Source organism: Frankia sp. KB5, from assembly GCF_002099325.1.
Taxonomy (GTDB): domain Bacteria; phylum Actinomycetota; class Actinomycetes; order Frankiales; family Frankiaceae; genus Frankia; species Frankia casuarinae.
In genome coordinates, this window is sequence record NZ_MRUJ01000078.1 from 1 (window position 1) to 21,866 (window position 21,866).

Genomic DNA, 21,866 nt, shown 5'->3' on the forward strand with positions numbered 1-21,866 from the left:
GGCCTCGCCCCGGCCAGCGCCGCCCCGCAGTCACACGCCCCGGCCGGAAAATGCGCCTCGACCCGATCCGGGTCCTCCCGCCAGGCCAGCGTCAACCCGTCCGCGCCCGGCTGCTTACCACGCTTCTTCTTCCCCACCCCGCCACCGCCCGCAGCCCCGGGCGTCCCACCCGCCGGCCCGGGCGGCTTCCGCCCCGGGATCGCGTCGTCCGTGGACGGCGACAACGACGAGTTCCGCGAGTTCCGCGACACCTTCCGCTCCAGGTCAGCGACCTTCGYCGTCAGCTTCGCGATCTCCCTGRCCTGTGTCGCCACCRTCGCCCGCAACTCGGCGATCAACTCCGCCTGCGCGCGGACGAGGGCGATCAGCCCCWCGATCGGCATCTCCTCCGGCGGCGGCACCCCACCACGTCACCACACGCACCAGATCCGATGCGCCACAYATCAGCCAACAGTCGGACCCGGAACGAGCGCCAACCACTCACAGCAACATCAACAATGAAGCTGAATGTTTACGTCCAACCGACAGCCGACGCATGCTTCCCCTTCGTGGCCCTGCACTGAGCCAGCATGCACATCTATGGCTGGTTGCCCGCATGCGTGAAGAGGAGATCGAACTAGCAGCGGGGCCGGACGGCTCCGCCCCTTCGACCCTTAAGGCTCTCCGGCGGCTACTCGATGAACTACGCCATATCGACGATGTGGAGGGCGGTTCGCCTGTGGAGCAGTGGGCGGCACGGGAGGCGGCGTGGGCTGCTGACCTCCTGATCCAGGGGCGCTACGGGCATCACTACGAGCGTGATCTTTACCAGATATTCGCCGAGCTTGCCCAACTTGCCGGGTGGGGCGCGATGGACGCAGGAAAGCACGCGGAAGCGCAGCGGTRGCACTTGATTGCCCTACACGCGGCAGAGAGCACAGGTGACAGCGAATTCATGGCCTACATTCTGTGCATGCTCGCATTCGATGCGAGCCTTGCCGGACAGAATGATCAGGCAATCATAATCTTGGATAGTGCGCAGCAGGGGCTAAGGAATCGTGCAAGCCTCACTGTTCAATCGATGCTTGCCGGATGGCAGGCGCGGGCATATGCCGGAGCTGGCGATCGGAAATCATTCGAGAAAACCCTAAGTCGTGCCTCGACGTTGTATGAGCGTGCACGGAAAGAGGACGCACCCGAATGGGCATACTGGATGGTCGATCCCGCTCAGCTAGGCGAAACCGCGAGGTCATGGACGATGGTTGGCGACCCGAAGCGTTCTATCGCCCTGCTAGAACCAATTCTTCCGGGGCTTCAAACCGAGTATCCGCGGGACTTCGCGCTGCATAAAGCTTACCTTGCAGAAGCCCAGCTACTGTCCGACCCAAGCGAAGCCGCGCGTACCGGAATGCAGGCACTCGACGCACTACAGGGCGTCGGCTCCCCCCGCACCCTCGACGTCGTTCGATCCGTCGCCGGACGACTCGCCGGTGTCGACACCAGCGCCGTGCGTCGACTCCGGGACCGTCTCGACTCCTGACGGTGCGGTCGGGCTGACGAAGTACCCCCGCCCGTGCTGGGCCTCGATCAGCCCATCGGCGGCAAGCCTGGCCAGCATCGAACGAACAGCCGTCCGCCCCGCGCCGGACTCAGCGGCAAGTTCACGCTCGGACGGTAGCTTGTCCCCCGCCGCGCGGCGGCCGCTCGCGATCGCCTCTCGTAGGTCCCGTCCAAGGTCTTCGACGTGTCCACGCGACCCCGGCCGGCCACCCGCGCCCGGCCGGGGTCGGGACTCGTGCCACTCGATGATCCGTTTGGGGCGCCAAACGGGGGTTCGTCCGATTGTCCGGTCCGGCTCAGGCATCTGACTGCGACGCCGGTACGCGGTCACCGTGCTCACCCGAACATCGAGGTACGCGGCGACGTCGGAGGTCGTCCACCATTCCGCCTCGGGGTCCGTCGTCACGTCCACCCCGCCATCTTCCCTGACGTTGGTCAGGGACCGAGAGCCAACCATCGCTCGCCTCCTTGGGGGTGAGTACCGACGCGTAGAGGCGCCAGCGAGGATCATCGGCGGTCCGCGCCCCGCGCGCCGCTTCGAGGTCTGGCGGCGACGGGGGTGGGCCATCTACGGGCCATCGCGTGGTGCTGTCCAGGGGTAGCCGAGGCCACGCCAGACCCGATCGTCATGGGGACGGGGGACGTCACAGGAGCCATCGATCAACTTCCCAAGCTTGCAACGCGGGTTCGATTCCCGTCGCCCGCTCCACTCTGGGAGACGTGTGTCAGACGGGGTCTGACCAGGTCTTTTCGCCATGTCTGCTGGGGCCGAACCCGGCGAAGAACTGCCCTGCGCCCATCGGCGTCTCGTGAACGAACATGGCGAGGACCTGCGGGAACACCRCCCGAGGGCGGAATGTCGGTGGCGGTCGCTACAGTGAGCGCGGCCACGGCGTCGATCTCGGATCGCGTCCGCTGGCCGGTGTTCGCCGCCATACGGGAGGTCGACGGGATGAACGTGGCGAAGGTGGTCCGGCGGGTGATCCCGGGTGATCCGGAGACGGTGCGCGACCGGGTGATGGTGCCGGCGCGGTCGCTGTGGCGCCGGGCCTGGACCCGGCGAGGCATCGACATCACCTCGTCCATGACGACGAGGTCGTGTCTCGTCGTCGCACCACACCCCGACGACGAGACGCTGGGCTGCGCGGTGGCCATCATGCGTAAGCGGGCCGCCGGCACCCCGGTCACGGTGGTGATTGTCAGCGACGGCTCCCGCGCGGAGCCGGTGACGCTCCCGCCAGCGGAGTTGATCGAGGTGCGCAAGGCGGAGACTCGCCGGGCCTGCACCCTGCTGGACGTTGACGAGTCCGACGTGCGCTTTCTTGGTTTCCCCGACGCCGAGCTCTCCGACCGGATCGACGCCATCGCCGCGCGGCTCACCGAGCTCATCGAGACCCTCGCGCCCGAGCAGATCTTGGCGCCGACCTCGTGCGAGGGGCACCCGGACCACGACGCGACCAACGAGGCGGTGCGCCGAGCGGTCGCCACCACCGGTTATCGCGGCCAGGTGCTCGAATACACCGTCTGGTTCTGGACGCACTGGCCCTGGACCTTGGGTTACGGGACGGCGGGCTGGTCGGCTGAGCGTCTGTTCGTCCAGCCGGTCCGCCGGTTGCGGGAACGCCGCCCGCTGCTCGTGGACGCCCGCGGTTTCCGGGCGCGGCAGCGCAGGGCCCTCGCGGAGCACGCCACCCAGGTGGGGGAGGACGACGCGGCGTCCGACGCCGCCACCCCGGTGACCGGCTCCCTGCTCGCGACCCTGGGGAGTCCGTACGAGGTCTACGTCGCCGCGGGGGCGCTGCGGCACCTCGACTTCGAGCGGCCGTGGCGGGCCGGTCACCAGGTACGGGGCAGCCGGTAGTCAGCCTGCGAGCGCCACCTCAGGGCCGGGTGCCACCTCAGGGCCGGGCTGCGGGCCAGTGCCGGTGGCGGCGCCGTTCCCGGGACAGGTCGGGGTATAAATYGGCGGCCGCGTGGCTCGGCCGGGGGTGTTGCTGCCGGTTGCGGGTGTCGAAGTGGGCGATGCCGCGCTGGTACGCCTCGACCTTGCGGCGAGCGATGGCCGAGGGCTCGATCTCGACCACGCCGAGGCGCCCCCGTGCCCCGAACGCGCTCGCCCGCGCGGGGTCAAGCAGGAACGGCGCCAGCGCATCCGCCAGCGCCACCGGATCGCCGGCCGGTACCGAGGATCCGGCCTCCCACCGCTCGACGAAGGGCGCGACTCCGGCCCGGGTCGTGGTCACCACCGGCCGGCCGGCCGCCATCGCCTCGACGGCCGCGATCGAGAAGCTCTCGAAGCGGCTCGGCACGGCGACGACACGGGCCCGCCGGTAGACGTCGCGGATCTGAGAACCGGACAGGTGCCCGGTGAACTCGACGTCCAGCTCAAGCTGGCGGGCCCGGCGGGCCAGCCACTCGCCCGAGGGCACCCCGTTGATCTCACCCGCCGAGCGTCCCGCGAGCACCAGCCGGTGCGCCACCCCCGCGCCACGAAGGCGGGCCGACGCGTCGAGCAGCACGTCCACGCCCTTGTAGGCCTCGAGTCGACCCACGACGGCGACTGTCGGCGTGGTGTCGGCGACGTCGGGTATGTCGAGCCACGGCTCGGCGTCGAACGGATTGGGAATCACCTCCACCTCACGGTCACCCAACCAGCCTTGCTCCCGCAGCGTGTCGACGAGCAGCTGCGACGGTGAGGTGACCACGGCGGCCAGGCTCGCCGATGTCCGGTCCAGCCGGTCGGCGACCAGGCCCTTCAACCCGACCGRCTGGCCGGAAAGCCTGACCGTGAGCATGGTCGGGCAGTGGAGGTGGATGGCGAGCGGCGTGGAGCGACGTATGGCCTGGATCAGGCCGCGGGTTTCCCCGTCCTGGGTCTCGATCACGTCTGGTCTGAGTCCGAGTTGACGCATCCACAAGCTATAGGACAGCGGGAGGCTGGCCCGCAGCGCCAGCGAGTCACGCGGGTACAGGGGTCCCCGGAGTTGGGCGCCGAGCTTTCCCAGCCCGCGGCTGACCGGCACCCGTAGTAACGGGCGCCGGTGGACGTGCACCCCGTCCTCCACCGAGTCGACGACATGACGCCCTTGGGCGCACAGGACGTGGACGTCGTGGCCGAGCTTCGCGAGTGCCGTGGCCAGCGCCGCGGTGTAGGTGCCCGCGCCGTCCCAGACGACGGGCGGGTACTGCTCGCAGAAGAAGAGAATGCACAGCGCCTGGAAAGATCCCAATGACTCCGCCACGTGTCCCCGATTCTGCCGTGCCGTAACGGGAGAGTAAGACTAATAGCGTAAATACGTTACTCCAGGGAGGGGGAGTGACGTCTTCATGGTCCCGCGGTTCCGGGGGGATCGAGGGAAACTTAAGGTAACGAATTGGTACGGGCATCCCGGTCGGTGCCCGGGGCGGCGGTCGTACGGGTGGCCGGACACGGTTGCGGTTGTCGCCCGAGCAGGATCCGACGGTCAGGTAAGGGTTGATCATCGTGCGGTCTGACAGCCCTTCTGATCACGTGATGTGATGCAAATTTACGGAAAAAACGGGATGCAATGGTCGCTTCGATCCGGATGTGTCACCGTTAGTGGTCCCAGGCGGTTGTCGGGTGACGACTCGGAAGGTTGATCACGGCGGGGCCGGCGGGGCGCGGGGAACACCGCCTTGCCCGTCGGCACCATGCAGCGTCCCGGCGGGCACCCGGCCAGTGCCCGGACGGGGTCCGGGTGTCGTGCGACCTCTGCTCGGCAGCCCTCACGGCAGCCCTCACGGCAGCCCTCACGGCGGGACCGATGCGCCAGCAGGCCCTTGACGGGTTGACGAAAGCGGATTCGCGTGCAGATTCGTCGGCATGTCGCGGGCGCCGGGGCGGGGGTAACGTTGCCCCTTTCGCTTCGGGGAATCGACCCGGCCACCGCTCGGTGGACCCGCGTCTGGGACGCGGGAACCAGTAGCGTCCTGGCCGGCACAGTACCGGAGCCGTTGAGATCGGCGAGGGAGGGCGTAGATGTGTCATCTGTTCGCGATGAGCAGCGGGCCGACGAGGGTGCAGGCGACTTTCTGGCTGTTGGATGCGCCGGACAGTCCCCGGGCGGCGACGTTGCGGACCCCGGAGGGGGCTGGTCTCGGCGGATTCGACGCCGATGGCACCGCGTGGGTGGTCAAACAGGCCATTCGGAACCGGGCCGACACGGCATTCGCCCAGGAGCCGCAGCACGTCACCTCCTCGACGTTCGTCGCGCATGTCCGGCACGCCTCCACCGGCCGGGCCTGCGAGGACAACACCCATCCGTTCGTTCGAAACGGGCGGATCTTCGCGCACAACGGCGTGATCGAGGGGCTGGACAAGCTGGACGCCGAGCTCGGCACGGGCGGTCTCCCGGTCCTCGGTGACACCGACTYGGAACGCTTCTTCGCCCTCGTCACCCGCGAGATCGACGCCTGTGACGGGGACGTCGGCGAGGGAATCGCATCCGCCGCTCGTTGGGCCGCCGAGAACCTGCCGCTGTACTCCATCAACATGATTCTCATCACGGAGCGGGACCTCTGGGCTCTGCGGTATCCGGACACCGATGGCCTGTACGTCCTTCGGCGTGGCCCGGGTGGGCGCAACGAACGCCACCTTGATCACGCGAGTCCGTTCAGCGAGATCCGGGTCCGCTCTCTCGACCTGCTCACCAAGCCCGCGGTCGTGGTCGAGAGCGAGCGGATGGACGAGGACCCTCGGTGGCGGTTGATGGAGAGCGGGGAGCTGCTGCATGTGGCCGCCGATCTCACCGTGACCTCTCGGATCGTGTTGGACGGGCCGCCGGTTCACCAGCTGTCCCTCGACGAGCTGCGGCCGCAGGCCGCCGTGTCGCAGACCACCGCGGTGCCCGACCTCCCTCTGTCCGCGTGATCATTCCGGTTCCTGAATCCCCTGTATCCCCTGATCCGCCCATCCACTGAACTACCGATCCACAGATTCAACGAACCGGCCGACATGCCGGGCGTGCGTACGGGGTAGCAGACGTGATGGGGTAATGGCACGGACAGTGGCAGTTCCCTGCGCGGAAGGGGCTCGTCGTGGTAGCAGAGGTCGGCAGGATCGGGTTGTGGGCAACCGAGCGGCAGTGGCCGAAGGATGTCCCGGCCCGGGCGGAGATCGCGGCCGAGGTGGAGGCCCTCGGCGTCCCGACGGTATGGATCGRCGCGGCCAGTGGCGATCTTGAGCTCGCGGCCGCGATCCTGGACAACACGGATCGGTTGGTGGTCGGTACCAGCATCCTCAACATCTGGACCGAACCGGCGGACGTYGTCGCCGATCATTACGCCATGCTGGCGAAGGCGCACCCCGACCGGATCCTGCTCGGGCTCGGTRCCGGCCACAAGGAGCTGGTAGAGAAGAGGATCGACCGTCGCTACGAGCGTCCCGTTGACGTCCTCGTCGACTATCTCGACACCCTCGACGAGCTGGGCGTCCCGCGGGCCGGCCGGGCGCTGGCCGCTCTCGGTCCCCGCGTGCTGGGGATCGCCGCGCAGCGCACCGCGGGTGCCCTGCCCTACCTCACCACCCCCGAGCACACCCGGCGCGCCCGGGAGCTGCTTGGCCCGGACGCACTACTCGCGCCCGAGCAGATGGTCATCCTCGACACCGATCCGGCTCAGGCCCGGGCGGTCGCGCACGACACCCTCGCGTTCTACCTGAAGCTGCCGAACTACGTGAACAACCTGCGCCGTCTCGGCTTCACCGAGGACGATCTGACGGGTGCCGGCTCGCAGCGCCTCGTCGATGCCGTGGTGGCCTGGGGCGATGTGGACTCCGTGCTAGCCAGGGTCGCCGAGCACCATGAGGCCGGTGCCGATCACGTGGCCATCCAGGTGCTGACCTCCACTCCCACCCGGCTCCCGCGCGAGCAGTGGGCCCGGCTGGCGCCGGTCATCGTCGGCTGATCCGGCTGATCCGGCTGATCCGCCGGCGAGCCGAGCGGGTRCCACCTCGGCTGGTAGCCGGTCCATCGCCGACGGTCCGCCCTGGGCGATCGGTTAGCATACTGAACGTCGCCTCGGGCAAGCCGCGGGCCTGGACCGACGGTGAGCGTGACGTCACCGTGCATTTCGGCGCGGTGCTGGAAAATCTGCTGCGGGTTCACGGCCTGTTTCCTGTCGGCAGGATGACACTCCGCTGGCCGATAGCGGCTGGCTCGATGGTGGGTACTCCGCGACGATGATGCCAACCGGGGGAGGCGCGGCCGGTCGGTGCAACTACCTACCTACCTACCTACCTACCTACCTGCCGTCGGCGGGTCCTGCCGTCGGCGGGTCCTACCGAGCGGGCAGCAGCCCGGGTCCGGTCCGTCATCCCGACATAGTGATGTTCCACGGAAAGGAGGGGAATGATCGAGGCGCAAGGGCTCACCAAGCGGTACGGACGTACGGTCGCCGTCAACGACCTGTCCTTCACGGTGCAGCCAGGCAAGGTGACCGGTTTCCTGGGGCCGAATGGTGCGGGAAAGTCCACTACAATGCGGATGATCCTGGGGCTCGACAATCCGAGCGCAGGCCAGGTCCGTATCGACGGTAAGCGATATGCCGAGCTGAAGGAACCACTCCGCCAGGTCGGAGCGCTGCTGGAAGCGAAATGGGTGCATCCCAACCGCTCCGCCCGCTCGCACCTGCGGTGGATGGCCGCGGCGAACCGAATTCCCGGGAAGCGGGTCGACGAGGTCCTGGAGATCGTCGGGCTCACCTCGGTCGCCGGCAAGCGGGCGGGTGGCTTCTCGCTCGGGATGGCACAGCGTCTCGGGATCGCGACGGCCCTGCTGGGTGACCCGCAGGTCCTTCTCTTCGACGAGCCCGTGAATGGGCTGGACCCGGAAGGAATCCTCTGGATTCGTCAGTTCATGCATCGACTTGCGGACGAGGGGCGGACGATCTTCGTCTCTAGTCATCTGCTGTCCGAGATGGCGCTGACCGCCCAGGAGCTCGTCGTCATCGGTCGCGGGCGGCTGATCGCCCAGACCAGTACCCATGCGTTCATCGACATGGCGTCCGAGTCGGCGGTCCGGGTCCGCGGGCCGGAGATGGAGCGGCTGCGTGGCGTGCTGACCGGTCAGGGCCTCGCGGTTCGAGACGTCGCCGCCGGCGACGGTGGTCCGGCGGCGTTCCTCGTGTCGAACAGCAGCACCGAGCAGGTCGGCGAGCTGGCCGGTCGGATCGGGCTCGTCCTGCACGAGCTGGCGGCGCAGCGCGGCTCGTTGGAGCAGGCGTTCATCCAACTGACCGGCGGCGAGGTGGAGTACCACGCCGGGACGCCGGGGCCTGGCGACAGCCGGTCGGCGACAGGTGCTCCGCCGGGGCCCGTGCCGGCGGGAACTGCCGCCGGTCCACTGGCCGGGACACCCCGCCAGTCGGTTGACGGTGGCGTGGATGCCGGTGGCGTGGGTGTCGGGGGCGGTTCGTCGGCCTCGGCCGAGGCGGCACGAGGAGGGACTGGACGATGACACTGCTCACCGTCGAGCGGATCAAGCTGTTCTCGACCCGCTCACCGTGGTGGTGCATGATCCTGGCGACCGCGCTCACCGTGGGGCTGACCTCGATCTTCGCGGCGGCGACCAGCGATAACGACCTCGCCGACCTCACCCCGAACGTCACCCAGTTCGCCTACAACTTCGGCCTCGTGGTGATGATGGTGATGGCCGCGCTGGCGGTCACCACCGAGTACCGCTTCAGCACGATCCGGTCCACGTTCCTCGCGGTGCCCACCCGGACGCCGGCACTGCTCGCGAAGRCCGTCGTCGTCGCCCTGCTCGCGGGGACCGTCGGCGAGCTCACCGCCTTCGCTTCCTGGGGCGTCGCCAAGCTGATCAGGCCGGATGCCCCCCTGGCCCTGGACACGGCGCAGGAGTACCGCAACGTCTTCGGTGTCGGTCTGGTCTACCTGTTCGCGGCGATCTTTGCCTTGGCTCTGGGTCTGATCATCCGGCAGTCGGCGGGCGCGATCGTGATCATGCTCGTCTACCTGTTCCTGGCGGAGAGCCTGTTGCCGGCGATCCCCCGGGTCGGTCGCCACATCCAGCACTGGCTGCCGTTTGTCAACGGCGACAACTTCATCGTCGCCGGGCAGGTGGAGCATTCCGACGGGCCGCCCGTGGTGAAGGGGATGCCCTTCGGCCCCTGGGGCTCCCTGGTGTACTTCGCCGCGATCTGCCTCGGCCTGTTCGCCATCGGGCTCGTCCTGGCCAAGCGTCGGGACGCCTGRGCCCGCCGGCGGTGCGATCTCCGTCGGCGTGAGCTCTGAAGCCGTGATCATCTGACTATCTGTGATCATCGGAATGCCTGAACTCACCGGCAGGTTGCCTTCAGGCCCGGAGCCGCGGTCCACCGGTCGTCCTGATGTGGACGCTCGGTGGACCGTAGGTCAGGCGCCCGGGCCCCACAGGTCCCGACCGGCGCGGGCCCGCTCCTGAGCCTTCATGCGAGCCTCGTGGACGTGGCGCCTCCCACCGGTGAGCCGCAGCCGGACCTGTTCGTCCACGGCAACGAAGGGGCGGTAGTAGATGTCGTCGTACTCCTCGATGATCTGGAAGGTCCACCGCCCGTCGAGGACGTTGCGTCCGTGCAGCTCCCGGCGCACATAGGCGGCCAGCTGGGGGTGGCCGGCGTCTTCCAGACCGCTAATCGCCTCCGCGAGGATCAGATCGGCCCGTCCGGAGAGTTGATGGAATTCGTAGAGCGCCCCGCGGGCCCGTTCAACCCACTCCAGCGCCTCGCTGAGCTTGCCAACCGCGTCAGCGGTCGTGTCGTCGAGGTCGGGCTGCGTGCGGTCGTCCTCTCGGCGGCCCCCGGCCGGACGATTCCCGCTCATCCGGTCAGTTCGACTGCCGTCAGCCCGACTGCCGTCAGCCCGACTGCCGTCAGCCCGACTGCCGTCGGTTTGACTGCTGTCGGTTCGACCCCGGCGGGTGTGTCTGCTCACCCTGACGGGATGCCCCGGCGGTGTCGGGTCACACCGACCTGCCGCCTCGCGCCGGGAACGACCACGACAGGCGTGCGCGCGCACGCCGGGAACGACCACGAGAACCACCGGGCCGCCTCCGTGACTCTGACGGGCAGGTATCCATTCAGGGGTGCTGGAACCTGTACCCTGAATGGATACATCCAGAGATCGAGCTGGTACAGGATCCACGAATTACCGGAGCTTCAAAAGCTCGACAATGTGAGTCTGATAAGCTCTTCAGAAATGTACGAAAAATCCACCAGTGTGGGCCGTCAGGGACTCGAACCCTGAACTCGCCGGTTAAAAGCCGGCTGCTCTGCCAATTGAGCTAACGGCCCTGCGAGAGTCATGATACCGAACTGTGTGTCCTCGGGGTGGTGGTCGGGGTGTCGGTGCGGTTTGTGGGGGTGTGGATGGGGCGTCGGCTGGTGGGGTGGGCGGGTTGTGGTGGCTCGTGGCTCGTGGCTCGTGGCTGCCCGTCCGCCCCGATGGGGCGGACGGGCGGTGCCGGGTTAGTCGATCGTGGTGGTGTGTCGGGGGTACTCCTGGGGGCTGCGGGTGCGGGGGATGAGGCGGGCGGTGTTGCGGGCGATCTCGGCGGCGAGGTCGGGGAGGATGTGGGTGTAGGTGTCGGTGGTGATCATGATCGTGGAGTGGCCGAGGAGTTCTTGGACTGCTTTGAGGTCGGCGCCGGCGGCGAGGGCGAGGGTGGCGGCGAGGGCGAGGGTGGCGGCGCCGTGGCGGAGGCCGCGGATGGTGATGGGGGTAGGTCGGCTTCCTGGATGAGGGTGTGGAAGCGGTTGGTGAGGTGTTCGGGGTGGATGGGAGTGCCGTCGGGGTGGGTGAACGCGAGGCCGTTGTTCGGCCGGGTGGTTCCGGCGGCGAGCCGGTTGGCGTGTTGGCGGGTGCGGCAGGCTTTCAGGACGGCGAGGGTGTCGGGGCCGAGGGAGATGACACGGTCCCCGGCGTCGGATTTCGGCTTGGCGAGTTGGGTGGCGTAGCCGATCTGGACGAACTGCCAGCGGAGGGTGAGAGTTGCGTTGGTGAAGTCGATGTCGTCCAGGTGGACGGCGACGGATGCACCGCGTCGGAGCCCCTGGTAGGTCGCGCCGCTTCACTTGCGGACATGCGTCAGTCCGTCCCCCCGGGCTTCACGAGCCCGGCGTTCACAAGCTTCGCGAGATTGCCAGGCGGACGGGCCGCGCCCGGCTCTTTGGCCACCGCTGGAGCGGAGAGCCCCAAGACGCGACGCAGGACATCATTCGGGGTGTCGACGAAGGGCGCAGTCTGATCCTGCAGGCACTTGAAGACCTCGTCGTCGATCTCGATCCGCGGGACCATGCCTGACTCCAGGGGCCATGCCTGGCTCCAGCCTTCAAATACGGTACCACTTGAAGTCTGTGATATCTGGAGTGAGAAATTCAAGGGACGACTGCTCAGGCCGACCTTGCCGGCGACGAGGGTTCATCCTGGATGGTCACCAGGTCTGGTGAGCAAGCCGGTCGCCCGGCCACGCGACCCTGGCCACGCGACCCTGGCCACATCGAAGGGCGCGAGCTGGCTTCAGCGGTTGGCCGCGCGAACGACGTTCGGCGCATATTGTAGGTACGTACCTACCAGGGGGGTGGTCGTGGTGACCATGGTCTCATCGCGAGAGTTCAACCGTGACGTGAGCGCGGTCAAGCGGGCCGCCGCCAGCGGTCCGGTGATCATCACGGATCACGGTCGGCCGTCACACGTCCTGCTGTCGTTCGCCGACTACCAGCGGCTCACCGGAACCGCGGGCAGCCTGGGAGACGCGTTCGTTCTGGAGGAGGAGATCGACTTCGAGCCCCTACGGCCGCGGGACTCGCTGCGCGAGGTCGACCTGTGAGCTTCCTACTCGACACCAACGTCATCTCCGAGCTCCGTAAGCCCGCGAAACGCCGCGATGACCGCTTCAACGGCTGGGCCGCGAGCCTGTCACCATCGGATACCTTCCTCTCCGTCATCACCCTGCTAGAGCTGCGGGYTGGCATTGAGAACAAGCGATGGCGCGATGCCCGCCAGGCGGCCGTCCTGGACTCATGGCTCGATCAGAACGTGCTCCCGGCATACGCAGGCCGGCTGCTCGACGTCGATCAGATCGTCGCCGGCTCGGCGGCGCGACTTCACGTGCCCGACCGGCGCCCAGCCCACGATGCGCTCATCGCCGCCACGGCCCAGGTGCACAGCCTCACGCTCGTCACCCGCAACGAGGCCGACTTCGCCGCCATGGACGTCCCACTCGTCAACCCTTGGACCTCCCAGCTGTAAGCAGGTCCCGAAGCTGGGCGGCACAGAACCTCTGGCGGTAGGATCGGGCACACTCATGTCTTCGGCAGCGTGATCGGTCGCAACGGCACCACCTGAGGACCCTCCAAYGGACCACGACCGAGGTGCCCTCCATAACGGCCCGAATCCGCGACATGATACTTCGCACTTCTGGGATCATCGTGGTACCTGGATCTGATAGGACGTGGTTCCCCTGACCTGGAGGCGCAGAAGTGTCCGAAACTGCCAGATGCTCGCGATCCATGATCACCATCTTTGCCAGGAGACAGGCCGAGACGCGATGAATGGCGAGCAGATCCTCACAGTGCACGAAGCTGYGCGCTCCTGGCAGCCGAACGAGAACGCTGCCGAAGCCCTGGCGCACACCGTCGAATGGCTCACCCGCTTCCAGGTCTGCACGCCCCGGKCCGAGAGGTACGCCACGCTTTCGGCCTGGGTGTACCCTCTGGCCCCGCTGCCGGAGCTGGAACTCGCTTACGACATCCACGCCTTCTTCCGGATCTACGACGACTTCACCGACGACCTTGCGGCGGACATCAGCCGCATCAACGTCATCAGCGCGGAGCTCACCGGGATTCTCTACGGGAGACCCGCGAAGTCCCTCATGGGGATGATCTTCCATGACCTGTGGGCGCGGCAGATCGTCAGCTCGCCGGACCAGTGGGTGGCTCGGGTCAGCGAGCACTGGGAATGGTACTTCAACACGCAGGCCACTTACGCGGCGATGCGGGACCGGCGGATGGACACGACGGTCGAAGAGTACTTGGAACTACGCCTGGGAAACGGCGCGGTGCCGCTGTGCCTGGTGTTCGGCGAGAAGATGAATTTCACCTATCTGGCGCCGCACATCCACCACTGTACCCAGCTGCGACTGCTGCGCAGGTTAGCCAGCGACATCATCGTGTACTGCAACGACGTCTACTCCTCGGTCCGCGACGCGAAGCGCGACGACCCGCGCAATCTGATCTCGATCATCCGAGACCAGGACGGCTGCGATTGGCAGGAGGCAAGAGCCCGTTGCGAGCAGGAGATGCGGACGCTCGACCAGTCGATACACACCACAAAGCAGCGCCTTGACACGGCCTTCGACGTGCTGCATTTCACCGACACAGAACGCGCCCAGGCCCGGATGGGTGCGAGGATCGTCGACGACTGGAACTGGGGTTACCAGGCGTGGGCGGCGGTCAACGAACTGTTGATGGACACGGATCCGCCGCGCGAGGAGATCTCTCGCATGCTGACCTCGCCGCAGGCGGTCTGACGGCGTGTCGGAAACAAAAGAGCGGCGCCCGGGAGCGATTCCCGGGCGCCACTCGGCGGTACGTCAGCCGACCGTGAACCCTTAGCGTCGACCGCGGAACATGCCGCCCAGCGAAGCCCAGAAGCCGCGGCGGGTGTCCGCTCTGGCCTGTGCGTCGGCCTCGGCCACCGCCGCCAGCGCGTCCTTCGCGGCGCTCGGCTCGACCACCGGGGCGGAGAACGCCGGGGCGGCTGGCGCAGACTGCGGKACGGGGCGGCACTGCGGGGCGAACTTGACCGGGAGCGCGTCAAGGTGCCGGGACCAGGTCGAGGCGGTCCAGGTCAGCTGCTCCTCCGGCACCGTGAGGTGYAGGTCGGGTAGCCGGTTGAGCAGCACGTCGACGCCGGTGTCGGTGATGGCGCGGGCGATCTCCTGTCCCGAGCACTCGTGCGGGCCCCGGCTGAACGCCAGGTGCGAGCGGTTGCCGTGCATCGGCGCGCCGAGATCCGGACGGATCTCCGGATCCGCGTTGCCTGCCGCGATGCCGAGCAGCAGCATGTCGCCCTCGCGGATCTCCTTGTCGGCGAAATGCATGTCGTGCGTGGCGAACCGCGCCGGGCAGACCAGTAGCGGCGGATCGTCCCACAGCATCTGCTCGACCGCGTCCGGCAGCGTCATGAGCCCGCCAGCGAGCGACGCGCGGAAGCGGGGGTCGGTCAGCACCATCCGCAGCGTGTTCGAGACCAGGTTCGCCGTGGCCTCGTAGCCCAGCACGATCACGAGGCGCAGGTGGTTGAGTACCTCCTCGTCGTTCAGCCCCGAGGGGTGCTGAACGAACCAGGACGCCAGGTCGTGCGCGGGGGCCCTGCGCCGCTCCTCGGTCAGCGACCGCAGGGTGCCGATGATGTACTGGTTGTGCGCGTATGCATCCTCGCCGCCGCTGACCATGCCGACGATGGCCTCGACCAGTTTCCGGCCGTACCCCTCGCTCAGGCCGACCAGCCGGCTCAGCACGAGCATCGGAAGGTAAACGGCGAACTGGGTCACCAGGTCCGCGCGGCCGTCCTCGACAAAGCCGTCGATCAGCTGGTTCGCGTAGCGCTGGACGTGCCGCCGGGTGCCGTGCCGGTCGAACCTGGTCAGGCACTCGTTGACCGCGGCGCGCAGCCGCGCATGTTCCTCGCCATCGTAGGACACGACGTCGGGACGCCATCCGATGAGCGGGAGCAGCGGGTCGTCCGCGGCGATCCTGCCCTCGTTCCAGTCCCGCCAGAGCCGGGCGTCCCGGGTGAACCGGCTCGGGGTGCGAGCGACCTCCATGTTCTCCCGGTAGCCGAGCACCAGCCAGGCCGGGACGCCACCCTCGAGTTCCACCGGGGCGATCCCGCCGTGTTCCGCGCGGAGCTTCTCGTAGACCGCGCCGGGATCGTGCTGCGCTTCCGGGCCGTAGAGCGCGGTCCGTACGGCATCCTGCGCGAAGGCCGCGTGCGCCGGACACCCCGGCGGCGGGATCGCAGCGCCTGATTCCGCGCCTGCTTCGGGAATGGGTGTTGACACACTTACTCCGTGGCGGCCGAGGCGGCCACCGGGGCCGCGGGTTGGGTGGACAGCCAGTACAGGTAGCGCATGAGGGCCAGCAGGGTGTCCCGGCTCGAGGCCCGGCTGCGCGCGTCGCACGCGACGATCGGCACGGCGGCCGGCAGATCCAACGCGGCACGGACCTCGTCCAGCGGGTGGTTCGGGGCGTCCGGGAAGACGTTGACGGCCACGATGAACGGCACGCCGCCGTCCTCGAGCCGCCCGATGACGTCGAAGCTGGCCTCGAGCCGCCGGGTGTCGACCAGCACGACCGCGCCAAGGGCTCCCTCGAACAGGCCTGTCCACAGAAACCAGAAGCGCTGCTGTCCGGGCGTGYCGAACAGGTAGAGCACCAGTTGCTCGTTGATGGTGATCCGGCCGAAGTCCATGGCCACGGTGGTCGCATCCTTCTGCTCGACCCCGCGGACGTCGTCTACCCCGATGCTGACCTCGGTCATCGTCTCCTCGGTCGTCAGCGGTCTGATCTCGCTGACGGAGCCGACCAGGGTCGTCTTGCCGACGCCGAACCCGCCGACCACGACAATCTTGACCGCGGTGGCGGCCGAGGCGGGCAGCGCGTCCTCGCGCGCCGGTCCGACGGCCAACTCAGAGCCTCTGGAGTCCATTCATCACCGCCTTGAGCAGTTCAGGATCGCCGATTCCTTCCATGCGCACCGAGGCGCGCACCTCGACGAGCGAGTCCCTGAGCAGGTCGGAGACCAGGATGGCGACCACGCTGAACGGCAGCTTGAGGTAGGCCGAGATCTCCGCCATGGACAGGGGCCAGTAACACATGCGCAGGATGGACGCGTGTTCCGGCTRCATCTCGGGCCGGCCCGCGGCCCGCGCCACCACGAGGGTGACCAGGTCGATGTCGGCCCGGCGGCCCGAGGCGCCGCGCCCGCCGGTGAGGACGTACAGGCGCTCGGGACCGCCCTGCTCCCAGGCGCAGGACGCGTCGTTGATCGGGGACGGGGTCACCCGGCCGTCCTCTCCTCCATCCGCGGCGGACTGGTGAGATGCTCACCGATACGTGCGACCAGGTTGCGCATCTGCTGTCCCATCAACCCCGCGTCCACCCCTTCGTCGGCCAGCACCGCGAGGTATGCGCGCGCGCCGGCCGCCATGAGGTAGAAGAATCCCCCGCCCACCTCGATCACCACGAGCCGCATCCGCTTGTCCCCCTGCGGGAACTCGGCGCCGACGGCGGCGGACAGGCTCTGCAGTCCGGCGCACGCGGCCGCGAGGCGGTCGGCGGTGTCCACATCCGTGTTGTACTGGGCCATGCGCAGGCCGTCCGCGGTCAGGACGATGATATGCCGGGTGCCTGGCACGCTCTCCGCAAGGTCCTTGAGCATCCAGTCCATGCTGGGCCGCAGGTGGTCCATCGGCTACTCGCTTTCCTTACTCGACGCATCGTCAGTCAAAGCGTGCTGGGTGCTCGTGCTTTCGCCGGAGACCGCGTTCTGGAACGCGGCAAGCCACAGCCCGGGCGGCGGGGGCGGGGCGGCGGGAGCGGATGCGTTACTCGACACGGGCGGGGGCGGGGCGGCGGACTGCGGCCCGCGCGGCGCGGTCAGGCTCCGCTGGCTGCCGCTCCCGTTGAGCGGGGCGGTGACGCCGCGCCTGCGCTGCGGCAGGCCGTTGTTGTTGATCTTTATGCGCTGCGGCTCCTCCGACTCCAGGGCGATGGCGGGCATCGGCGTGTTCGGGTTCGGCCGGACCGCGGCGCCCGGGCTGGCCGCGGACAGCGGCACGGCGGTGGCCAGGTCACGTGGGATGATCAGCACGGCGCGCACGCCGCCGTACGCCGAGGGCCGCAGCGAGACCTGAAAGCGGTGGGTCTGCGCGAGCCGACCGACCACGGACAGGCCGAGGCGCGGGTTCCCGCCGAGGTCAGCGAGGTCGAGGCCCGACTTGACCTCGGCGAGCACCCGCTCGGCGCGCAGCCGGGCCTCCTCGCCGAGGCCGACGCCGCCGTCTTCGATCTCGACCGCGATCCCGGACTGCACCTCGACCGCGGTCATGTGCACGCGGGTCTGCGGCGGCGAGTACCGGGTGGCGTTGTCCAGCAGCTCGGCGAGCGCGTGGATGAGCGGTTCGACGGTGGGTCCTGAGATGGCGACCTCGACCACCGAGTGCAGTTCGACGCGTTGGTAGCCGATGATCCGGGACATCGCGCCGCGCAGCACGTTGAACAGCGGCACCRGATGCTGCCACTGCCGGCCGGGGCGGGATCCGCCGAGCACGGCGAGYGAGTCGGCGAGCCGGCCGATCAGCGCGGTGCCGTGGTCGAGGCGGAGCAGGTCGTCGAAGACATCGGGGTTCCCGCCGTGCCGCTCCTCCATCTCGCGCAGATCCTGGAACTGCTGGTGCACGATGGCCTGGACGCGACGGGCGACGTTGACGAACGCGCGCTGCGAGGAGTCGCGCAGGTCCTCTTCCGCCTTGACCGCTTCGAGGACCGAGCGGACCACGTCGTCGTGCGCCTTGATGAACGCGGCGCCGAGGGCGGGCGACTGGCTCGAGCCGGACAGCGCCTCCTCGACCGAGTCGCCGCGGTGCAGCCGACTGATCGCGGCGGGCAGCACCTCGACGGCGAGGCGGCTGGTCTCGGCCTCCTGTATCTCCAGGCGGTGCATGAGTTCCTGCTCGGTGGCGGCCTGCCGACGGCGCAGATGGACGATCTCGTGCCCGCGGYGGCGGATCTCGGCGCAGGCCAGGCCGACCGTGACCGCCGCGACGAGGCCGCACACGGCAACAGCGCGCCGGGCGTGCGGGGCGACGAGAAGGATGGCGGCCACTGTACAGAGTGCGGTCAGGGCTGCCGCTACCAGAGCACTGTAGACGACGGAGAAGTCGCCTTCCGAGCCACGAGGTGACGGTCGCTTGCGCTTCATTCGCAGAACCTTGGTCTGATTGTGGGCGTGTGTCGGTGACCGACGGGGACGGGGAGAACAGTCACGGGCGCGGCCCGCGGAGAGACTCGCGCGCCGACGAGGGCCCGACGGCGATGTTCTGACTGGGCACGCGGCTACCTTGCTCAGTGTTCGCGGTTCTGATGTCTCTCCGGATAGGTCTGACGTTATATCCAGGGCTTCGGCGAGATCGCACCGCGCCGCTATCAGTGACCTTGAGTAGCCGGCCACCCTGTCTGACAGCATGAGGTAAGACAGTTCCCTGTGTCACAGCTGCATCTCGGGCTGGCTGATGGACGGGGTCAGCGTGCAGCAGGCTGCGGAGCGGGCGGGTAACAGCCCTGCCGTGATCTGGCGGACGTATGCGCGGTTGCTCGACGGAGGGGAGCAGGATGCGGTGCGTCGGCTCGCTGCCGYACGGCGGGCGGACGGCTAGAATGGGAGGCGTGAGGGCGCCTACCGGGCGTCCTTCGGCGTTTCTGTACCGTGCCTGTATCGAGCCGGAGGAAAAATGTTACGATAAGGTTAAAGTCGCAGGCTGGGAGGGCTCGCCTAGTGGCCGATGGCGGCGGTCTTGAAAACCGCTACGGGGAGTGATCCTCGTCGTGGGTTCGAATCCCACGCCCTCCGCTTTGCCAGGCTTTTTGTCGMCGGAGACAGCTGGCGACGATCAGCCTGGAACACCTGAAGATCCTTGTGGGCACGAAATGGGCACGCTGGGACGTGACCGGGGATCACAGCCACCGTCCCCGCTGCCTTCTGCCTCGCTGAGCGCAGCAGGTGGACATATAGCGTCCCTGTAATGGCTGTCGAGCGGGCCCGGCGGATGCGGGCCCGGCGGGAAATGTGGAGGGTGAGCGACGGTGTGGAGACCGTGAACCGTGACTGACCCTCCACGCTTCAGCCGCCTCACGAAGCGCACTTTGTGGGTGGGCGTGTAGGAGCGGGAATCTCTCTCCAGGAGAAGCTCGTCGCGCGGGGGCCGCAGTCGCCCGCAGGCCGAACCCTTCTGAGCGGGACTGGGCCTGCTTCGCGGGACTGGGCCTGGTCGACTCCGATCCGATGTACGGATCCTGCACCATCGGCCTCGGCGACAGGCAGGAACTGCTCATCCGGTTCCGCACCGACGGGCACGTGGCCCGCGCAGCACCATCGGGCGACTCGGAATGGAGCGGCCGGTCTCGATGAAACTGATGCGTCAGGCGGAACTGTCGGCTCGCAACGCCAGTCCGAGCTGACTGATCCGGCGTCGCTCCCGCCACCCTCGCAGCAGTGCGCCGGCACTCACGCCCGGGATCCCCTCACCGCCGGCCCTGGCGATGGCGTCCGTCCTGCGTTCGACCATAGCCAGTCTAGTGATATTACTGTGTGTCAGTAGTTATTTTTTGCCTGTCCGGCGATGTTCCAGGTGTCGCTCGGCCCGGCACGGTTGTTTCCGGCGCGGGTTCCTGCCGGCGGTCGGCCTTCGCCGATGACGACCCGTCCGGGCGGAACGCTCTGGTTCGCGAGCTCCGGAAGCGTTGCCGCAGGACAATCACCCTGAACACTCGACAGCCGGTTGCGTGACGCTTGTGCAGGTCTGCGACAGGATGGCCGGGTGCCTCCCCGTCGGTCGACATCCCCTCGCGCGATCCCGGCCGCCATCACCCCACCTCGGCGTCCACGCGCGGTTTCCGTCACACTCCGTTCCCCAGATGAACAAGCCATCCAGCAGGCGTTGCCGATCCAGGTCTCTCGTCGCCGGCAGCCCGACAAGACAGCGCATATCCCGGTCACGGCCAGTTGTGCCGGCTGCGAAGAGCGGTGGACCGATCCGGCCACGACCCATTGCGGGTCCTGCCACCAGTCCTGGCCGACGGTGCAGGGCTTCGATGAGCATCTGGTTGATTGCCCGGCTCATCCGGTGATCGCGACTCGTCGGGTCAAGCGGGAGCGTGAGCCGTCGGGCGCCAACGTGGCCTAAGTCCGTCCTCCCCCGTGACCGCGGTCTTCCTCCGCATGCGGCCGGTTTCCGCCGGACGTCTTGGTCACGGGCGATCGGCGGCCGGTAGGCGGCCGAGGTGTTTTCGAGCCGCCGTCCCGGCCGAGCCCGGATCATGACGGTGAGGCCCGGCACCGAAGGTCGGAACCACTCGGCGATTCCGTGCAACGGACCGGTGAGGCGGGCGAGAAACTGCTACGTTCCAGCGCTGGAGTACCCGTGAACGCCGCCGCACCGTGTCGATCATCCGGCCGGGAGTCCGTCCGTGCCGTGCGTCATCGGATCGCGGATCGCGGATCGCGGGCTGAGGACGGAGGAACGGATGACGGTCTGCGGATTGGTCCGGCTGGACGGGGCGGAGGTCCGGCGGGCGTCCCTGACCGCCATGCTGGCCTCATCGTCGTTTGGGCTGCCCGCCGCACGCGGTGTCCACCTCGACAGAGCATTCGGGGCGGTGACCGCCGCGGACCTGCGGGCGGACCCGACTCCGCCGATCGCGGTCGACGACGCGGGGCTCGTGGTGATCGCGGATCGTCCACCTCGCCGTCCCGAGGGAAACGAGACGGCCCGGATGCTGGYGGCCGCCTACCGCAGCGGCGGCAAGTGGGYGTTGCTCCGGTCCACCACGCGGACGGTGACGATCGTCTGGGACCCGCGGCGCGCCCAGCTGGTCCTCGTGCGACCCGCCAGTACGGCCGACGAACTGATCACCTGGTCGGACGGGCGCCTGTTTGCCTTCGGTACCGAGGCTGACCAGGTGCTGTCCGCGGAGATACTCGCTCCGCCCTCCCGGTTGGCCCGGCTCCGGCGGCTCACCGCCGGTGAGGTCCTGACGATCGCCGTGCCCGCCCGTCTCCGCCGACCCGCACCGGCGGCGCTCCGCCTGGCCGGAGTCGACTCGGACGTGTCCTGAGGCGACGTCTCCCGGCGCTCTGCGCGTGCTGCGTGGACTGCGCGTGCTACGCGGGCTTCGCGGACTTCGTGGGYCCGGTGGCCGGGCCGACCGGAGCCGCGGCGGCGGACAGCTGGCTCTCCCGCACAAGGAACGTGACCCGCCGCTCGGCGAAGAACGACAGGAACGGGATGGTGCCGGCAAGCATGATCAGGATTGTCCGGGTCGAGGACAGCCGGCAACGATTCGCCAGATCGAAGGAAGCGGCAAGGTACACCATGTACAGCACACCGTGGATCGGGCCGACGGCCGCGACGATCGTGTCGCTGCCGCCGATGTACTTCACCGGCATACCGATGCACACCAGCACGATTAGCCCTACGCCGACGATGTAGGCGATGGCCCGGTACCGCAGCAGGGACGCGCGAATCGCT

23 protein-coding genes and 2 tRNA genes are annotated in these 21,866 nt (G+C 68.3%); 12 read left to right on the top strand and 13 right to left on the bottom strand.

Annotated elements, in window-relative coordinates; genetic code table 11:
- Positions 1-383 (bottom strand): DUF6444 domain-containing protein (locus tag KBI5_RS08910; protein ID WP_241882766.1); only part of this gene is annotated, 383 nt, incomplete at its 3' end.
- A 212-nt stretch (positions 384-595) separates the two neighbouring features.
- Here KBI5_RS08910 and KBI5_RS25835 point away from each other — a divergent pair.
- Complete coding sequence (locus tag KBI5_RS25835; RefSeq protein ID WP_133056990.1) at positions 596-1,519, top strand: hypothetical protein; 924 nt, start codon at positions 596-598, stop codon at positions 1,517-1,519.
- Here KBI5_RS25835 and KBI5_RS28695 read toward each other — a convergent pair.
- Positions 1,406-2,107: a winged helix-turn-helix domain-containing protein gene (locus KBI5_RS28695; protein ID WP_347272486.1), complete on the bottom strand. Its 702-nt coding sequence runs from the start codon at positions 2,105-2,107 to the stop codon at positions 1,406-1,408. The two genes, KBI5_RS25835 and KBI5_RS28695, sit on opposite strands and share 114 nt — an antisense overlap.
- Before the next feature lie 294 nt (positions 2,108-2,401).
- Here KBI5_RS28695 and KBI5_RS08925 point away from each other — a divergent pair, with 294 nt between their 5' ends.
- Positions 2,402-3,400, top strand: coding sequence for a PIG-L family deacetylase (locus KBI5_RS08925; RefSeq protein ID WP_232234820.1), 999 nt, complete (start codon positions 2,402-2,404; stop codon positions 3,398-3,400).
- Between the two features lie 37 nt (positions 3,401-3,437).
- On the opposite strand, the gene KBI5_RS08930 is transcribed toward KBI5_RS08925, so the two are convergent.
- Positions 3,438-4,781 (bottom strand): glycosyltransferase family 4 protein, encoded by a 1,344-nt coding sequence (locus tag KBI5_RS08930; protein WP_085014980.1) that lies wholly within the window; start codon positions 4,779-4,781, stop codon positions 3,438-3,440.
- Positions 4,782-5,539: 758 nt separating this feature from the next.
- Between KBI5_RS08930 and KBI5_RS08935 the strand changes: the two genes are divergently transcribed.
- The 4 genes from KBI5_RS08935 (at position 5,540) to KBI5_RS08955 (ending at position 9,811) form a co-directional block, all read left to right on the top strand.
- Positions 5,540-6,430 (top strand): class II glutamine amidotransferase, encoded by an 891-nt coding sequence (locus KBI5_RS08935; protein ID WP_085014981.1) that lies wholly within the window; start codon positions 5,540-5,542, stop codon positions 6,428-6,430.
- Positions 6,431-6,597: 167 nt separating this feature from the next.
- Positions 6,598-7,464 (top strand): LLM class F420-dependent oxidoreductase, encoded by an 867-nt coding sequence (locus KBI5_RS08940; RefSeq protein WP_085014982.1) that lies wholly within the window; start codon positions 6,598-6,600, stop codon positions 7,462-7,464.
- A gap of 443 nt (positions 7,465-7,907) precedes the next feature.
- Complete coding sequence (locus KBI5_RS08950) at positions 7,908-9,014, top strand: ABC transporter ATP-binding protein (RefSeq protein WP_011438695.1); 1,107 nt, start codon at positions 7,908-7,910, stop codon at positions 9,012-9,014.
- Positions 9,011-9,811 carry a hypothetical protein gene (locus KBI5_RS08955; RefSeq protein WP_085014983.1) on the top strand — a complete coding sequence of 267 codons (801 nt, stop codon included), beginning with the start codon at positions 9,011-9,013 and terminating at the stop codon, positions 9,809-9,811. Before KBI5_RS08950 ends, KBI5_RS08955 begins: the two co-directional genes overlap by 4 nt.
- A gap of 120 nt (positions 9,812-9,931) precedes the next feature.
- On the opposite strand, the gene KBI5_RS08960 is transcribed toward KBI5_RS08955, so the two are convergent.
- The 4 genes from KBI5_RS08960 to KBI5_RS08975 all read right to left on the bottom strand — a co-directional run bounded on the left by KBI5_RS08960 (position 9,932) and on the right by KBI5_RS08975 (position 11,851).
- Positions 9,932-10,378, bottom strand: a complete 447-nt coding sequence (locus KBI5_RS08960) for a hypothetical protein (RefSeq protein ID WP_023840681.1) — start codon at positions 10,376-10,378, stop codon at positions 9,932-9,934.
- A 397-nt stretch (positions 10,379-10,775) separates the two neighbouring features.
- Positions 10,776-10,848, bottom strand: a tRNA-Lys gene (locus KBI5_RS08965).
- A gap of 174 nt (positions 10,849-11,022) precedes the next feature.
- Positions 11,023-11,154, bottom strand: coding sequence for a hypothetical protein (locus tag KBI5_RS28370; RefSeq protein WP_255353866.1), 132 nt, complete (start codon positions 11,152-11,154; stop codon positions 11,023-11,025).
- Between the two features lie 487 nt (positions 11,155-11,641).
- On the bottom strand, positions 11,642-11,851 hold the full coding sequence (locus KBI5_RS08975) for a negative regulator of replication initiation SeqA (RefSeq protein ID WP_023840683.1): 210 nt from the start codon (positions 11,849-11,851) through the stop codon (positions 11,642-11,644).
- Positions 11,852-12,149: 298 nt separating this feature from the next.
- Here KBI5_RS08975 and KBI5_RS08980 point away from each other — a divergent pair, with 298 nt between their 5' ends.
- The 3 genes from KBI5_RS08980 (at position 12,150) to KBI5_RS08990 (ending at position 14,084) form a co-directional block, all read left to right on the top strand.
- Positions 12,150-12,383: a type II toxin-antitoxin system Phd/YefM family antitoxin gene (locus KBI5_RS08980; RefSeq protein WP_011438691.1), complete on the top strand. Its 234-nt coding sequence runs from the start codon at positions 12,150-12,152 to the stop codon at positions 12,381-12,383.
- Entirely contained in the window at positions 12,380-12,805 is a 426-nt protein-coding gene (locus KBI5_RS08985; RefSeq protein WP_085014984.1) for a type II toxin-antitoxin system VapC family toxin, read from the top strand. The genes KBI5_RS08980 and KBI5_RS08985 overlap by 4 nt, the downstream gene beginning before the upstream one ends.
- A 322-nt stretch (positions 12,806-13,127) precedes the next feature.
- Positions 13,128-14,084, top strand: a complete 957-nt coding sequence (locus KBI5_RS08990) for a terpene synthase family protein (protein ID WP_241882768.1) — start codon at positions 13,128-13,130, stop codon at positions 14,082-14,084.
- 81 nt (positions 14,085-14,165) lie between these two features.
- On the opposite strand, the gene KBI5_RS08995 is transcribed toward KBI5_RS08990, so the two are convergent.
- From KBI5_RS08995 to KBI5_RS09015, 5 genes are read right to left on the bottom strand one after another with little or no spacing between them, the layout of a single operon-like run.
- Positions 14,166-15,620: a cytochrome P450 gene (locus tag KBI5_RS08995; protein WP_011438688.1), complete on the bottom strand. Its 1,455-nt coding sequence runs from the start codon at positions 15,618-15,620 to the stop codon at positions 14,166-14,168.
- A gap of 2 nt (positions 15,621-15,622) precedes the next feature.
- On the bottom strand, positions 15,623-16,267 hold the full coding sequence (locus KBI5_RS09000; protein WP_085014986.1) for an ATP/GTP-binding protein: 645 nt from the start codon (positions 16,265-16,267) through the stop codon (positions 15,623-15,625).
- The gene (locus KBI5_RS09005; protein ID WP_085014987.1) at positions 16,248-16,622 is read right to left on the bottom strand and encodes a DUF742 domain-containing protein; all 375 of its coding nucleotides are present in this window, start codon (positions 16,620-16,622) and stop codon (positions 16,248-16,250) included. Before KBI5_RS09005 ends, KBI5_RS09000 begins: the two co-directional genes overlap by 20 nt.
- The gene (locus tag KBI5_RS09010) at positions 16,619-17,029 is read right to left on the bottom strand and encodes a roadblock/LC7 domain-containing protein (RefSeq protein ID WP_023840687.1); all 411 of its coding nucleotides are present in this window, start codon (positions 17,027-17,029) and stop codon (positions 16,619-16,621) included. The genes KBI5_RS09005 and KBI5_RS09010 overlap by 4 nt, the downstream gene beginning before the upstream one ends.
- A 3-nt stretch (positions 17,030-17,032) precedes the next feature.
- Positions 17,033-18,541 (bottom strand): ATP-binding protein, encoded by a 1,509-nt coding sequence (locus KBI5_RS09015; RefSeq protein WP_085014988.1) that lies wholly within the window; start codon positions 18,539-18,541, stop codon positions 17,033-17,035.
- Positions 18,542-18,866: 325 nt separating this feature from the next.
- Between KBI5_RS09015 and KBI5_RS28375 the strand changes: the two genes are divergently transcribed.
- From KBI5_RS28375 to KBI5_RS09030, 3 genes are all read left to right on the top strand, one after another.
- Positions 18,867-18,995: a hypothetical protein gene (locus tag KBI5_RS28375; RefSeq protein WP_277870093.1), complete on the top strand. Its 129-nt coding sequence runs from the start codon at positions 18,867-18,869 to the stop codon at positions 18,993-18,995.
- 105 nt (positions 18,996-19,100) lie between these two features.
- Positions 19,101-19,189, top strand: a tRNA-Ser gene (locus KBI5_RS09020).
- 1,673 nt (positions 19,190-20,862) lie between these two features.
- Entirely contained in the window at positions 20,863-21,453 is a 591-nt protein-coding gene (locus KBI5_RS09030) for a hypothetical protein (protein ID WP_085014992.1), read from the top strand.
- Between the two features lie 46 nt (positions 21,454-21,499).
- Here KBI5_RS09030 and KBI5_RS09035 read toward each other — a convergent pair whose 3' ends face one another.
- A complete protein-coding gene (locus tag KBI5_RS09035; RefSeq protein WP_049761145.1) occupies positions 21,500-21,862 on the bottom strand; it encodes a DUF3817 domain-containing protein in 363 nt (120 codons plus the stop codon).
- Positions 21,863-21,866: the final 4 nt, after the last annotated feature.

Coding starts and splice junctions, on each gene's coding strand:
- KBI5_RS28695 (WP_347272486.1), bottom strand. CDS start 2,107: ATGGCCCACCCCCGTCGCCGCCAGACCTCGAAGCGGCGCGCGGGGCGC.
- KBI5_RS08950 (WP_011438695.1), top strand. CDS start 7,908: ATGATCGAGGCGCAAGGGCTCACCAAGCGGTACGGACGTACGGTCGCC.
- KBI5_RS08960 (WP_023840681.1), bottom strand. CDS start 10,378: ATGAGCGGGAATCGTCCGGCCGGGGGCCGCCGAGAGGACGACCGCACG.
- KBI5_RS28370 (WP_255353866.1), bottom strand. CDS start 11,154: ATGATCACCACCGACACCTACACCCACATCCTCCCCGACCTCGCCGCC.
- KBI5_RS08975 (WP_023840683.1), bottom strand. CDS start 11,851: ATGGTCCCGCGGATCGAGATCGACGACGAGGTCTTCAAGTGCCTGCAG.
- KBI5_RS08980 (WP_011438691.1), top strand. CDS start 12,150: ATGGTCTCATCGCGAGAGTTCAACCGTGACGTGAGCGCGGTCAAGCGG.
- KBI5_RS09010 (WP_023840687.1), bottom strand. CDS start 17,029: ATGGACCACCTGCGGCCCAGCATGGACTGGATGCTCAAGGACCTTGCG.